The 13,815-nt window shown below is 31.5% G+C and carries 16 protein-coding genes and 1 tRNA gene; 10 read left to right on the top strand and 7 right to left on the bottom strand.

Annotated elements, in window-relative coordinates; translation table 11 throughout:
* Positions 1-29 precede the first annotated feature (29 nt).
* Positions 30-701 (bottom strand): SCO family protein, encoded by a 672-nt coding sequence (locus tag R3L15_RS12840; protein WP_338732147.1) that lies wholly within the window; start codon positions 699-701, stop codon positions 30-32.
* Between the two features lie 163 nt (positions 702-864).
* Between R3L15_RS12840 and rseP the strand changes: the two genes are divergently transcribed.
* The 3 genes from rseP (at position 865) to R3L15_RS12825 (ending at position 3,782) form a co-directional block, all read left to right on the top strand.
* A complete protein-coding gene (rseP, locus tag R3L15_RS12835; protein ID WP_338732145.1) occupies positions 865-2,211 on the top strand; it encodes an RIP metalloprotease RseP in 1,347 nt (448 codons plus the stop codon).
* 75 nt (positions 2,212-2,286) lie between these two features.
* Positions 2,287-2,360 (top strand) — tRNA-Asn (locus R3L15_RS12830).
* 210 nt (positions 2,361-2,570) lie between these two features.
* Positions 2,571-3,782: a site-specific integrase gene (locus R3L15_RS12825; RefSeq protein WP_338732144.1), complete on the top strand. Its 1,212-nt coding sequence runs from the start codon at positions 2,571-2,573 to the stop codon at positions 3,780-3,782.
* A 95-nt stretch (positions 3,783-3,877) separates the two neighbouring features.
* Here the strand turns inward: R3L15_RS12825 and R3L15_RS12820 are convergent, their stop codons facing one another.
* The 6 genes from R3L15_RS12820 to R3L15_RS12795 all read right to left on the bottom strand — a co-directional run bounded on the left by R3L15_RS12820 (position 3,878) and on the right by R3L15_RS12795 (position 7,923).
* The gene (locus tag R3L15_RS12820) at positions 3,878-4,393 is read right to left on the bottom strand and encodes a hypothetical protein (protein WP_338732143.1); all 516 of its coding nucleotides are present in this window, start codon (positions 4,391-4,393) and stop codon (positions 3,878-3,880) included.
* A 171-nt stretch (positions 4,394-4,564) separates the two neighbouring features.
* On the bottom strand, positions 4,565-4,999 hold the full coding sequence (locus R3L15_RS12815) for a hypothetical protein (RefSeq protein ID WP_338732141.1): 435 nt from the start codon (positions 4,997-4,999) through the stop codon (positions 4,565-4,567).
* Positions 5,000-5,007: 8 nt separating this feature from the next.
* Complete coding sequence (locus R3L15_RS12810) at positions 5,008-5,475, bottom strand: helix-turn-helix transcriptional regulator (protein ID WP_338732140.1); 468 nt, start codon at positions 5,473-5,475, stop codon at positions 5,008-5,010.
* 1 nt (position 5,476) lies between these two features.
* Positions 5,477-6,046 carry a hypothetical protein gene (locus R3L15_RS12805; protein WP_338732139.1) on the bottom strand — a complete coding sequence of 190 codons (570 nt, stop codon included), beginning with the start codon at positions 6,044-6,046 and terminating at the stop codon, positions 5,477-5,479.
* A gap of 465 nt (positions 6,047-6,511) precedes the next feature.
* Positions 6,512-7,492, bottom strand: coding sequence for a hypothetical protein (locus tag R3L15_RS12800; protein WP_338732138.1), 981 nt, complete (start codon positions 7,490-7,492; stop codon positions 6,512-6,514).
* Between the two features lie 56 nt (positions 7,493-7,548).
* On the bottom strand, positions 7,549-7,923 hold the full coding sequence (locus R3L15_RS12795) for a hypothetical protein (protein ID WP_338732137.1): 375 nt from the start codon (positions 7,921-7,923) through the stop codon (positions 7,549-7,551).
* A gap of 242 nt (positions 7,924-8,165) precedes the next feature.
* Here R3L15_RS12795 and R3L15_RS12790 point away from each other — a divergent pair, with 242 nt between their 5' ends.
* The 7 genes from R3L15_RS12790 (at position 8,166) to R3L15_RS12760 (ending at position 13,789) form a co-directional block, all read left to right on the top strand.
* Positions 8,166-8,513 carry a hypothetical protein gene (locus R3L15_RS12790; protein WP_338732136.1) on the top strand — a complete coding sequence of 116 codons (348 nt, stop codon included), beginning with the start codon at positions 8,166-8,168 and terminating at the stop codon, positions 8,511-8,513.
* A 49-nt stretch (positions 8,514-8,562) separates the two neighbouring features.
* Positions 8,563-9,408: an AAA family ATPase gene (locus R3L15_RS12785; protein ID WP_338732134.1), complete on the top strand. Its 846-nt coding sequence runs from the start codon at positions 8,563-8,565 to the stop codon at positions 9,406-9,408.
* Between the two features lie 4 nt (positions 9,409-9,412).
* Positions 9,413-10,393: a DUF3871 family protein gene (locus R3L15_RS12780; RefSeq protein WP_338732132.1), complete on the top strand. Its 981-nt coding sequence runs from the start codon at positions 9,413-9,415 to the stop codon at positions 10,391-10,393.
* Positions 10,394-10,814: 421 nt separating this feature from the next.
* Complete coding sequence (locus tag R3L15_RS12775) at positions 10,815-11,369, top strand: hypothetical protein (protein WP_338732131.1); 555 nt, start codon at positions 10,815-10,817, stop codon at positions 11,367-11,369.
* A 3-nt stretch (positions 11,370-11,372) separates the two neighbouring features.
* Positions 11,373-12,095 carry a hypothetical protein gene (locus tag R3L15_RS12770; protein ID WP_338732130.1) on the top strand — a complete coding sequence of 241 codons (723 nt, stop codon included), beginning with the start codon at positions 11,373-11,375 and terminating at the stop codon, positions 12,093-12,095.
* Positions 12,092-12,445: a hypothetical protein gene (locus tag R3L15_RS12765; protein WP_338732129.1), complete on the top strand. Its 354-nt coding sequence runs from the start codon at positions 12,092-12,094 to the stop codon at positions 12,443-12,445. The genes R3L15_RS12770 and R3L15_RS12765 overlap by 4 nt, the downstream gene beginning before the upstream one ends.
* A 591-nt stretch (positions 12,446-13,036) precedes the next feature.
* Complete coding sequence (locus R3L15_RS12760; protein ID WP_338732127.1) at positions 13,037-13,789, top strand: glucose 1-dehydrogenase; 753 nt, start codon at positions 13,037-13,039, stop codon at positions 13,787-13,789.
* Positions 13,790-13,815: the final 26 nt, after the last annotated feature.

Below are 13,815 nucleotides of genomic sequence, written 5' to 3'. Positions count from 1 at the left end.
GTTAGGCTAAAAAAATGCTTAACAAAAAACTAATGTTTTTCTTGTTTTAAGACCTCTATATCGTGAAGTAGTTGCTCAATGTCTTCGAGTTTGGTCCCATCGTAAAACCCACGAATTTGGCGCTTTTTGTCAATGAGCATAAAGTTTTCGGTGTGAATCATATCAAACGGGCCACCATCGCCATTAGTTTTAACCGCCAAGTAGCTTTTACGTGCTAGTTCGTAAATTTGTTTTTTATCGCCAGTAACTAAATTCCATTTACTATCGATAACGCCTTTTTTAAGCGCATATTTTTTTAGTTGAGCCACGGTATCAATATCTGGCGTTACTGTATGCGACAATAGCATTACTTCATCATCATTTTTAATGTCTTTTTGAATTTGGTACATGTGGTCGGTCATGATTGGACAAATGGTCTGGCAGGTAGTAAAAAAGAAATCGGCCACATAAATCTTGTCTTTGTACGTGTCTTGCGTTATGGTTTCTCCATTTTGATTGATTAGAGAGAAATCGGCAATTTTATGATATTTTTTTTGGTGTTGAATAGTGCTATCCACCATTTCGTAATTGACCATGGCTGGTTGATAGATAGGTAAGACTTCAACAGGTTTTAAAATAAAATAAAACGTTGTAATAATTATTACTGAAAGTATGGCTAAGGTGATGCCTATGTATTTATACCCTTTGAAGAAATTGAGCATATTGTATTTTTTTCAGTACAAATTTACAATGAAATTTTATGTTGGTCATTTAAAAGTATCCTAAATGATTGTTAAACGACACCGAACACTTTACGTAATGTTTTTAGTACTGGTATAAAAACACTACTTTTGTGCGTTAATTTAAAATAAGACACCAATTTACATGGAATTTGTAATTAAGATATCCCAATTTTTACTTAGCCTTTCGTTGCTTATTGTTCTTCATGAGTTAGGACATTTTATTCCTGCTAAGGCGTTTAAAACACGTGTTGAAAAGTTCTATTTATTTTTTGATGTTAAGTTTTCACTCTTTAAAAAGAAAATAGGCGACACCGTTTACGGTATAGGTTGGTTGCCTTTAGGCGGTTATGTGAAAATTTCTGGTATGATAGACGAAAGTATGGATAAGGAACAAATGGCACAAGAGCCAAAACCTTGGGAGTTTCGTTCTAAACCAGCCTGGCAACGTTTAATTATAATGCTTGGTGGTGTTACGGTTAACTTTTTGCTAGCCATAATTATTTATATTGGGATGAGTTATGTTTACGGCGATAAATTTTTACCTGTAGACCATATAAAAGATGGGTTATTGGTAGAAAGTAGCGTCGCTAATAAAGCCGGTTTACAAACAGGTGATAATGTTGTTGCTGTAGATGGGGAGCCGATAGAAAACTTCTCTGAAGTTTCTGAAAAAGTGCTTTTTGGGACAAACATAACTGTAGATCGTCATGGCACCCAAGAAACGATTACACTACCTGAAGACTTTTTAGCCCAAATAATCGATGCTAACGAAAAAGCATTTTTAAATCTTAGAATGCCGTTTGTAGTCTCTAAAGTTCCCGATACGTCTCATAATAGTTCTAGCGGCTTACGTAAAGGCGATATTATTGCTGCTATAAATGGGAAAGACACCAAATATGCCGATCAAGTTGTTGCGGCTTTAGATGACTTTAAAGGCCAACAAGTTACCGCAGAAGTGTTGCGTGATAAGCAAACCGTAACGGTGCCTTTAAGTATTAATAACGCTGGTAAACTAGGCTTAGTTTATGCTACTGGTGCCACTCCAGAAACCTTACAAGAGTTAGGGTACTATACGTTTGAAACCAAGACATACGGCTTTTTTGAAGCCATTCCTGTAGGCTTTGTGAAAACCAAAGAAAAACTAACTTCTTATGTAACACAAGTTAAAGCTATTTTTACACCAAGTACCGGTGCGTATAAAGGTGTTGGTGGTTTTAAGGCAATTTACGATATTTTTCCAACGGTTTGGAGTTGGCAATATTTTTGGGGTATCACCGCCTTTTTATCTATTATGTTAGGGTTTTTAAACCTGTTGCCTATTCCAGCCTTAGACGGCGGTCATGTGATGTTTTTATTGTATGAAATGATTTCTGGTAGAAAGCCAGGAGATAAGTTTATGGAGTATGCCCAATTAGTTGGTTTTATTATTCTTATTGCTTTGGTATTGTTTGCTAATGGTAACGATATTTTTAAAGCTATTTTTAAATAGAAATATTTTTTCAAAATAGTTTGTTGAAAGTAAAAAATAACATATATTTGCGCTCGCAAAAGCGAAAAAGAATCTTCCTCAGTAGCTCAGTTGGTTAGAGCATCTGACTGTTAATCAGAGGGTCGTTGGTTCGAGCCCAACCTGAGGAGCAAATAACAAAAGCCTTTACAACAATGTAGAGGCTTTTTTTGTACGCAATACTTAGGTTTAACTGCACTAACTGCATTGATTGCATTTTCTTCAACAAGTTAGATTATTTCTTATTTCTATTAAAAAAAGGCTACAAAAAAGGTTGCAGTCTAAAAATTAAAAGGTTGCAGTTTTTCTACTGTGACAAAATCACTAAAATTTTAAGAAAAATGAATTCAATAAAATTAAATATTCTATTTGTGATATCTAAGAGTAGAATAAGAAAAGATAACAAAGCTTCTCTTGTATGTCGTCTGACATATAACAAAAAAAGAAAAGTATTTAGTACAGGACAATTTGTAAATCCTAGTTATTGGAATAGCAAGAAACAACAGGTGAAACCACCAGCTCCTAATAGAGATGAAATAAATACACAATTAAGCCTTATTAAAACCAAAATTAATAGGGCTTTTTTAATGCTTCAAGTTCAAGAATATAGCTTTACTGTGGATGACGTTTACAGGCTTTATAAAGGTGAAAAACTAGAAAAAGAACACAATGTGGTTGAATACTTTGAAGTGTACTTAAATAAGCTTAAAACCCTTGTAGGAAAGGATATAAAGCAGGTAACTTGGAATAAATATAGCTATGTGAAAATGGACATAAAATCTTTTATAAAATGGAAGTACAAGACCAATGATATCCCCTTAAAAAAGTTAGAACCAAACTTTTTAACAGAACTGGAGTATTACTTTAAAGTAGTTAAGGAGATTAAACAAATCACCATTAATAAAAAGTTACAGCGCTTTAGAAAAATAGTTAAAGTGGCTGTTTCAGAACATTACCTAGAAAAAGACCCTTTCTTGTTATATAAGGCAAAGAGAATTAAAAAAGACATTGTTTTTTTAGATAATGAAGAGCTTCAAGCTTTAGAAAACCACACGTTTTCACAGGAGAGATTAAACCGTGTTAAAAACATGTTTTTATTCTCATGTTATACTGGACTAGCTTACAAAGAGGTAGTTAATCTAAAACGTAAGAATATAGTTTTAGGATTTGATGGTAATTTATGGATAGAAATGACTAGACAAAAAACTAATAAAAAGCTATCTATACCATTATTAGAACAGGCGTTAGCCATCATTAAGTTAACTCGCCAGAATAATAGTAAAGAAGAAGTGTTTAGTTGTATTAGCAACCAGAAATATAACTCTTATCTTAAAGAAGTAGCAGATATTGTAGGAATAGATAAAAGGCTTACAACTCACGTAGCTAGACGTACATTTGCCTCTACAGTATTATTGTTTAATAATGTGCCTATGGAAATAGTATCAAAACTATTAGGGCATTCTAGTATTAAGGTCACACAAGACAGTTATGCCCAGGTTGTAAATAAACAAGTAAGTAATGAGTTTAATAAGCTAAAGAATAAGCTAAAATAGTGGATTTGTTCAAGGGTTTTGTATAGCTTATAGCATATAAATTAGCGCGGATTTTTCAGTTGTCTGAATTTTAGATTTTCCAAACACACTTGTTTTTAATTTTCACAAAAAGCTTGCAAGAATAATAAATTCCCATGCTCAAAACTTTGTAGGAGACTTTTACCAGCCCTTGCGTAAGATTGAGCTTTACTTCTTCCTGTTATTTGAATGTTTTTTTCAGTTGTTTGATATGTTAAATAATTATCCATAGTTGCGTTTCTAAAACCTTTATTCCAAACAATTTGATCAATTTTGATTGTAACTTGAATAACGGAATCAGATGGAAATCCATGACTTTCTCTAAAAATGAATTTTGTTTTATACTTTTTGTTTAGTTCTTCTAATGATTTTTTGAAGGTTTCCTTATAATCCAATTTTTTTCCTTTTGTAAACGAGGCATAACCATTTTTATATGTTCCTATTGATTCTATTCGAATCAAATTACTAGATTCATCCCATACAATATGGATAGTTTTGTTACAATCTATTTGCGATTTGATTTTATTCATTTTTCTACTAGAAGAACATCCAATAAGTAAAATAACAATAATTAGTAGTCCTATTTTCTTCAAATTCTCGATGGGATTTAATGTTGCATAACGGTTTGGCTATGGTTTCGTTGAGAAAAATCCGCGAGGATTTTTTTTCACTGTAGCAGAAAGATAGCAAATTGCAATGAATTCCAATTAGGAATTCAGCCGCAATGAATTATAGCCGTTTTTGTACACTGGCTTTTAAAATTTTTAGAATTTGAAAATTACGTCTTCTTCAAGCATGTTATTTACATCAATAGTAGGTAGAAGAAATTCGTTAAATGGTGTTCCTTCTGTTTTTGAATGTAAAATTCCCCTTGCAGAACCAATTGTCAAAACTGCGAAATGAATAGCAAGACCTTTTGCTACTAAATATGTATCATCATCTTGTTTCACTTTATTTAAAAAATCATCTTTCTCAATTTCAAATAATGCCTGTACTTCAAGTATTAAAAAAGGTTGATCTTTCTTTTTTTCAAACGAAAAACGAGTATTGCAAGTCACTACATGGTCGTCAATGTCCAAACCAAATCCCAGTCCTGTCATTAGATTTGTTTCCCCAGTTTTTTTATACGCTTTGTCTATTATTGCAAAAGATAAAGTTCGAAGACCTGTGAAAGCAAAACCTAGTTTATTGTAAGTCATTGTTTTCGTTATATTTGATTAGCTGTATAGGTATATAAATCCAAGTTTTCCATACTAGTATTCAAAACTGCGTTCTGTTTATTTATTCTTTTTGATGTTATATTTTCTTCTATAACTTTATGTTTACGTTTATGTACAATTTGCATTGAATAATGTACGATTGAGGAATGAGAGCTTTTGATTTCTCTTATTTTTGGGGCCGGAATATTAACTTCTAATGCATCAGCTATTTTATCTAATGTTTCAAAAGTTAGATTAGCTTTTGCTCGTAATATTTTATTCACCTGTTGAGCACTTACTCCCATTTTATTTGCTAAATCTGTTTGTTTAATATTATGCAAATCCATATAATCCATTAACTCTAATGCAAATGCCTGCGCTCTTGTAATATTTCTTCTATTATTACGATCTTGTTTAGCTCTAGTTTTCCACTGCGTAGCAGTTTTGGTAATTATTTTATTTAAGTTTTCTCCCATTTTATAGTTCTGTAGCGTCAGTTATATTTTCTTGTTTTAACCAGTCTTTCAAATAATTCATTTTATCTAATTCTAATTCTAAGACTTTAGTGTCATGCATTTTGTCAACTAATTTGATACCTGCTCCTGTTATGATAATTGCATTATTACCAACAAGAACTCCATATAGTCGCAATAAGGAACCTTTTTCATAAGTGTACATTTTTCGTCTTCCAGGGTCATCGTATTTTTCAGTTTTTGATAGTTCTTTAAATTCATCAAATAAAAGCTCGAAACAATCACCATTCTGTGAATCTTCGCATATTTCATCTAATTTGTCAAACAAATCTGCAGCTTCTTGAAGTACATCGGTTGCTAAAAATGTTAAGTTATGATTTTTAAATGCACCTTTCTTCCATCCTGACTTGGAAGATTTGATGAAATTTCGTACAAATAATGGATCTTGAAGTTGATCTTGTATTTTATCCAATTCTGTTTCATACTCCTCGGGTGTTTGATAAAAAGGACAATTAACAAAGTTTGCTAGATACACACCTTGATATTGTTTGTCAAATGTACGGAATATTTTCATAAAATCAACCTGTAGGTTTATTTTTGTAGCAAAATTAACATTTTAAAGGACATTTGACCTATGGATTATTAAAAATTATCAACATAATATTTTATGCTTTTTAAGCAAAAAAATGACTTTAGAATCAATATAGTTTGTTTTTTTAAGCTTGTGTACAACTAGTTATATGGGTACTAGTATACACACTTTCATAAATTGTTGTTTGGATAATGTAAATGTTTTATAATTAAACAATTTATCAGTTCAAGCGTACTTGTACTTGTTGATTGTAATGACTTTTGTACTTCTTGTGAGCGTGTATTTAAGCCATTATTAAACAGCAAGCCTGTCATTAATATGGCGGTTGTTCTAATAAAGCATTAGATCCCCATCAGAACTCCTGCCTTCGAATATACAAAAATATCACAAAAAACATAACGTCTATGCATATTGCAGATTGGTAAGTAAAGGCTAACATAGTTAAGACTATAACCTATCCTCAAACATAGATTTAAGCTTAAAGTTACTTCCCCAAACAGACGTAATCTTTAGCTTGTAGTTTTTAAAATGTTGACTCCCTCTAGGTTTTAGCTTGTAATCTAGCTGATAAGTGGTAATATAATCGTTATCATCATGTTCAACTAAAAACGTGTCCCATAATACTTTTGTGGTTCTAGTGGGGTATTTTTTTTGGTAGTCTTTTTGTTGGCTAATAATACTTTCAAGCGTTAAATTTTCTTTGCTATACCATTTGTCAACTATAGGATTAATATAGTCAGGTAGTTTACTTAACTCTCCTTGGTCTAAAATAGAGTAATAATTACCAATAACACCCTGTAATTGCGTTTCTATATTTTCTATGTTATTAGAGCTTTCACGTTTGTTTATTGATGAATATCCCCAAAAAGCAATAGCTAATAAAACTATTGTAGCTAATAAATAAGCCATTACTTTGGTGTTTGGCGGTTTTGAGCCTTTTTTCTTCTCTGTTTTTTCTTGATAAGAAAACCCGTCAAGTTTTAGTCTGTTACTGGATATAGGTTCGTGTTTAATGGCAAACTCATTAAGTTTACTTCTGTAAACATTTAAGTATTCAAATTCATTTAAAGGAAATAAGGATAGGTTTTCGGGGTCATTAGCATAGCCTTCATAACCAACAGCAATAAACACAGGGCATTGCTCTTGTTCCTGAAACATTTTATAGCGTTCAAACTGTTTTAGGGTTAAAACCTCAAGTTTATTATGGTTATTAAAATCACTTCTAAACTTAGCTTCAACAAAAAACTCCTTTCCAGATTGTTTGCATCTAAATTTAAAATCTGGTTGTAAGGTGTTTTCAGAAAAACGTTCTTGGTTTTGTTCAAATGAATTTGTGCGATGGATTAAAGTATACTGGTCTTCAGGAAACAACGTTTGTAAAACGTAGGATTCAAAGCTTTCTCCTTTTTGAAATGAATTAAAATACATACTTCAAATATAGTAAAGCTGTAGTTTTACATAGGTAGAATTAGAGTAAATAAATACTATTTACATAACATGGTGTCAAAATCAACGTGTAGCTGTGTGGAGCCATTATGGTCTACCGTTACCCATTTGTAGTTTACTAATGAATAGGCATTGCCACCATCTATTTTCACCCATTCATCAATACCATAAGCTGCATTTTTTAAATCATTTTTTACAGTTGTGCCTATAGGAGCTACGTAACTTCTTCCTTTTACTAAAACGCTACATTTATTGTTTTTTAAAGCTTTAATAGCTTGGGGTTTATTATAAAATGTAGTATTAGTTAATGTTGGAAGCAAGTTATTAACTTCACTTGGTGTCATTGATGTTGCGCATGACCACAGAAAAAAAATAACTATTAATATGCTAAATAGTTTACCTTTTGATTTCATGATGATGTTACTAATTTTAGCTTAAAAGTAATAATTTTTTAACATAAGAGTTTAACAATAAGAAAGATGTGGTGTAAACTTTGTAACATTTACCAATTCTAAAAATTAAATGTTACCTACTACATTAAAAGAATTTTTCACCACTAGTAAGATAGCGATATAATCCATAGATCAACCGCCCTGGCTTAGGTTTTTGGGATACTCCCCCTACAAATTTAAGTCTAATATTAAAATATCGTAACATGGTAACAATTAAAAACTTTAAACCCATTCAAACAGATGATGGGGACACTTTCTATGCTTTAATAGTAGAAGGAGGTGTAGAAACAGTAAGAAGCCAAAGAACAGGCAGAATTTATTTTACAACACGAACTTCAACAGTGCCCACAACCTTTGATGAGGCAACTTGTAAAGTAGCTATTGGAACATCTTTTAACGGAACAATTAAAAAAGTTCCTTGTGATCCCTACGAGTATACTATTAAAGATACGGGAGAGACCATTATGCTTAACTATCGTTGGGAGTATGTAGATGATAGTCTAGAAGTCATGGAGAAGCAAGTCATTAAAGAAACAGAAAACATTAAGTAACCAAATTAAAGAGCTCTAAAGGGCTCTTTTTTAATTTAAACACATAGGTATGAAATTATTAAAAGTTAAAAAAAGTAACGTTAAATTACGTATAGGACTGTCTGGAGCCTCTGGTTTTGGAAAGACGTATTCAGCATTACTATTAGCGCATGGTATAACAAGCGATTGGTCAAAAGTTGCCGTTATAGATACTGAAAATGGTAGTGCAAATCTATACTCCGATTTAGGAGATTTTAATGTATTAGAGCTTGATGCTCCATACTCACCAGAACGTTATATAACAGCTATAGAAACTTGTGAAAAAGCAAATATAGAGGTTATTATAATTGATTCTATCTCTCATGAATGGAACGGTAAAGGTGGCTGTTTACAAATACAAGAACAACTAGGTGGACGCTTCCAAGATTGGGCAAAAGTAACGCCACGCCATCAAGCCTTTATAGATAAAATATTAGAGTCTACATCTCATGTTATTACAACGGTAAGAAGGAAAGTAGATTACTCAATGGATGTTCATAAAAATGGTAAAACACGAGTAATTAAACACGGTACGAAAGAAATTACGAGAGAAGGCTTTGAATATGAGCTAACAGTGAACCTAGAATTAGTAAATGATAAGCATTTAGCTAGAGCATCAAAAGATAGAACAGGATTATTTATAGATAAACCAGAGTTTGTAATAAATGAAGCCACAGGCAGAAAGTTATTAACCTGGTGTAATCAAAATGCTGTAGTAGATATAGCAAAGTCAGAAATAAATTCATGCGAAACCCTAGAAGGGTTAAAGCACATTTATAACAAATATCCAGAACTAAGAGACAAGATATATAACTTAATACTGTCTAAAAAAGAATCTTTACAAGTAGAAAAAAATAATCATATAAAAAACACCTAAAACTATGGAAGATATTACAGCGATCACAACGCAAAACGTAGTTGTAGACGATCAGGTTGTTACTCAGTCAGAGCGTCAACCTTTTATTGTAGCAAACACAGAGGAAGTAACATTAAACCATTTAGAAAGAGATTGTATTATTCCTGTATTTAGTAAGGACAATGAAACTACAATAGCTCACCATGAGTTTATCAATACTCTTAGAAATCAACTAGAGGTAATAATGCCAGAACAGCAAATACAGACACCAGAAATTCGTGTTAGTCATGTTGTTAAAGGACGAGTTCCCTCAGCAATAGGTAAACCGGCAAAAGAGTTATTGGAAGAGGAGAAAACAATATATTACGAACGAATGGCTTTTAATATTTTGGTGCCTTCAATTTCAAGGAATATTAACGGTAATATGTTGCACCTCTCTATTGGAGGAGTAAGAGCATATAACCAAGAGAACCTATATAGCAAAAAGTCACCTGAAAAATTTAAACTTTTTATTGGATTTAGAAATAATGTTTGTACTAATCTATGTGTATCAACAGATGGCTTTTTAAGCGATATTAGAGTTAGTTCTGTAGAGGGGTTATGCAAAGCCGTTATGGATTTATTTAAAGGACATTCTTTAGAAGAGCATTTAATGACTCTGCAAGACTTTAATAATTACACAATCACAGAGGAAGTATTTGCTCACCTAATAGGTAAGTTAAGAATGCAACCCTATAGGAGGGTTAAAAATGATTTGGATAAATCGTTAGAAATTAACGATTCACAGATAAATAAAGTAGTTAAGGGATTTTATAAAGACCAGAACTTTAAATCTAATTCAGAAGGCAAGATTAGTTTATGGCAATTGTATAATCTGTTTACTGGAGCTAACAAATCATCTTATATAGATAGTTTTGTGGATAGATCCCTTTCAGCGTTTGTGTTTGTGAAAGAAATAGGTCATAGCATTAAAAATCAAACACCCAATAGGTATTTAAATAATTAATTATCTATAAACTTACAGTAAATGAATGATGAAGAATGGGTGAGGTTCCTTAAGTATACTTCGCCCTATAGTATTTTAGAACTCACTTGGAAGAATGACCTAGTAACGTTGAGATGTCCATTTAAAGTGGCTCTAAAGCACAATGTAGGGGCTCTTAAGAAGGGACAGCAACAGGAGGTAGATATGGTTAAAATTTCATATACACTCCAAACGGTTTATATAATTAATAATGAGCCCTACTACTATTTTCATTTTGATATTCTTCTGTAATAAATTGGCTATTATGCTGTATTTTGGATAACCAAGCTTTTGAGACGGTTTCAGCCTTACTAAAAAACACCTGAAAATGTCATTGAGTACTTAATAATATAGGAGTCAGTATTCTGGCTCCTTTTATTATATTTATATAAAGTTTAGTTGTATGAAAAAAAACAATATTCCAGATATGACAAAATTTAATTATAATTTCATAGTCTTTATTACATTTTTATTAGTTGTATTTAATTGTAAAAATGAAAGCAATGAAAAAGGAACCCCCCAAGTTTTAAAAAAGTCAAGTCAGGTTTTTTCATTTGAATTTTATGATAAAAATCAAGAAAGGGTCAATGAAATACTAAAAGATAGTGAATATATTGTTGTTATTAGATATAAGAGCAATTTTGACACTATTACCAAAAACTTATACACGGAAGGTTATCCTGAAAGAGCTCTGTTTTTTCATAAAATGAAAGACCAGTTTAGTGACAAATATCTAGAAGAAAAATCTACAGAGTTTATAATGAACAATTTTTCTTTAGATACAATATTGGCAAGGAATAATAGAGGGTTTATTTTTGAAACGGGTTTTAATAAAAGAGGGGAAAACTATATTAATGGGGTTATAGAAGATTTTGTACACTTGAAAACTAGTGATACTGATAAAATAAGATTGATTTCCGAAAAGACATTAATATCTCAAAAAGTTTTGGTTAAATAAAATATGGAAAAATTAAAATACATTATTATAATAATGTTGCCTATTTACTTATTTGTTTCTTGTAAAAGAGAGCAAACAAAAAAATCAAGTAAAGATGATAAATACTATAATGGTTTATCTAAAGAGTATGATGTAGATAGTAACCTATTAAAAGAGGGCATGATAGAAAATGGGTTAAAGCAAGGGATTTGGAAATATTTCAAAAATGGGAAATTAAGTAGTGTAAAGAGATTTAAAAATGATACTTTATATTATGAATTAGACAAATCGGATTATTATTATAAAGAAGTTAAATTAAAAAATCTTGATTTATCAATGAAAGTGCCAAAAAATTGGGATGTTACTGATGACCATACAAGTCAAAATGTTTTATTATCCGCTTCTAAAATTATAGATTCAAGTACTGTTTATTACCCTACTTTTGTCGTTTCTTATGAAAAGTTAGGCGAAGTAACATTTAAAGATTATCTTTTAAAAGAAATAAATAGCTTTAAAAATGAACCTAATTATATATTATTAGATTTTTTAAAAAATGAATTAGTAGAAAAAAATTATTACTTAAAATACATTGTTAATGTAGATTCCATTAATATAGGAGGGTTAATAATGTATTTAGAGTATGAAGGTAATGTTATTATTTTTGGAGCAACATCTTTAAAAGAAGATATGGAAAAATATAAACTATTATTTTTAGATATAGGCTCTTCAATAAAAAAAGACATATGAATAAAACATTTTTAAGAACATCACTTTATGCTTTGATTGGACTTGTATTGCTTTTTTCAATTGCTTTTATAGGTTCAGTGATTAAAATATCAAATTCTAAAGCTTATACATTTGCCAAGCAATATATAAATACTAATGAGAAAGTGATAAGTCGTATAGGTGATGTAGAAAAATTTGGGATGTTTCCTACTGGCAGCCTAGACTTAGGAAAAAATGAGGTAGGAGAAAATGAGGTGCAAATAGAAACTAAGGTGTTCGGAAAGTTAGGAAAAGCTAATATTGTTTTAGTTTTAACTAAAGTTTCTAGTACATGGAAAGTTAATGAGTTTTATTTTAAAGAACTAAAATGATGAAATATTTTTTTTATGTATTTTCTTTTTTTTGTTTTTTATTTAGCCTGATTTCTATATTAAAAAAACCTGCTTTTAAATGAAGACATTGAAAATGTAGACATAGCTTTTACTATACTTACATTTTGTTTTTTTTTATTTCTTGCATTTATTTTTTACAAGATAGGCTCTTATTTAGAAAAAAAGAGTAAAAAAACAAGTCGCTAGAAAGCTAGTGTTTTAAAATAGGAGTAATTATAAAATTACTCCGCTACCGCACGAATCTTTCTTGTGATTTTTAGGACTTAGGTTGCAACATGATGAATTCTTTTAGAAAGGCACAATGTTCATTCCGTATGGAATGCAGTGTAAAGAAGAATCTCTCAATCATACCCCTGTCATACAATGTAAGTGCCAGCACAGTGAAGAGTCTCCTATATCGCTAGATGCTTCTACTGGCAAAAGCCTCCTTCAGCATGACAATTTCAAGGCTTCACTGATAAAAATCATAATTTAAAATAACTAATCACCTTATTTTTAAGCTTATATTAGTGTTATCCTTTTTTAAAACATTGAGACACAAACAAGCAGTTTAATATAAAAAATAATATCATGAAAAAACTAGATAATAAAGTTGCTATAGTAACGGGAGCAGGTTCTGGCATTGGAAAAGCTGTAGCTATCGCTTATGCCACAGCAGGCGCAAAAGTTGTTGTTTCAGATATAGATGAAACAGGCGGCAAAGAAACGGTTGCTAGTATTACAAAAGCTGGTGGCGATGCTACATTTTTTAAAGCAGACGCTTCTACATCAGAAGGGAATGCAGCGTTGGTTGCATTTGCTGTTGCTACCTATGGTAAGTTAGATATTGCGTGTAATAATGCGGGTATTGGTGGTGAGATGAACCTTGCGAGCGACTATTCGTTAGAAGGCTGGAAAAAAGTGATGGATATTAATTTAAATGGCGTGTTTTATGGTTGTAAGCATCAATTAACTGCTATGGAGAACAATGGCGGTGGCGTGATTGTTAATATGGCTTCTATACACGGTATGGTTGCAGCGCCACAATCGGCGGCCTATACAACTAGTAAGCATGGTGTTGTTGGTCTGACCAAGAACATAGGCGTAGAGTATGGTCCCAAAAATATTCGTTGTAATGCCGTAGGTCCTGGTTATATAAATACTCCACTTTTAGAACATAACTTGAGCCCAGAGATGCTAGCAATGTTAAAAGATAAGCATCCTATTGGGCGTTTAGGTGAAGCCGATGAAGTCGCAAAGTTAGTCCTATTTTTAAGTTCGGACGATTCTTCTTTTATGACGGGTGGTTACTACCTTATAGATGGTGGTTATACGGCGGTTTAAATTAGAAAATAATTAAATATAAAAGC

It is taken from the genome of Mangrovimonas cancribranchiae (assembly GCF_037126245.1).
Classification (GTDB): domain Bacteria; phylum Bacteroidota; class Bacteroidia; order Flavobacteriales; family Flavobacteriaceae; genus Mangrovimonas; species Mangrovimonas cancribranchiae.
The sequence above is the reverse complement of the archived record's forward strand: the minus strand, read 5'-3'. Positions and strand labels throughout refer to the sequence as shown.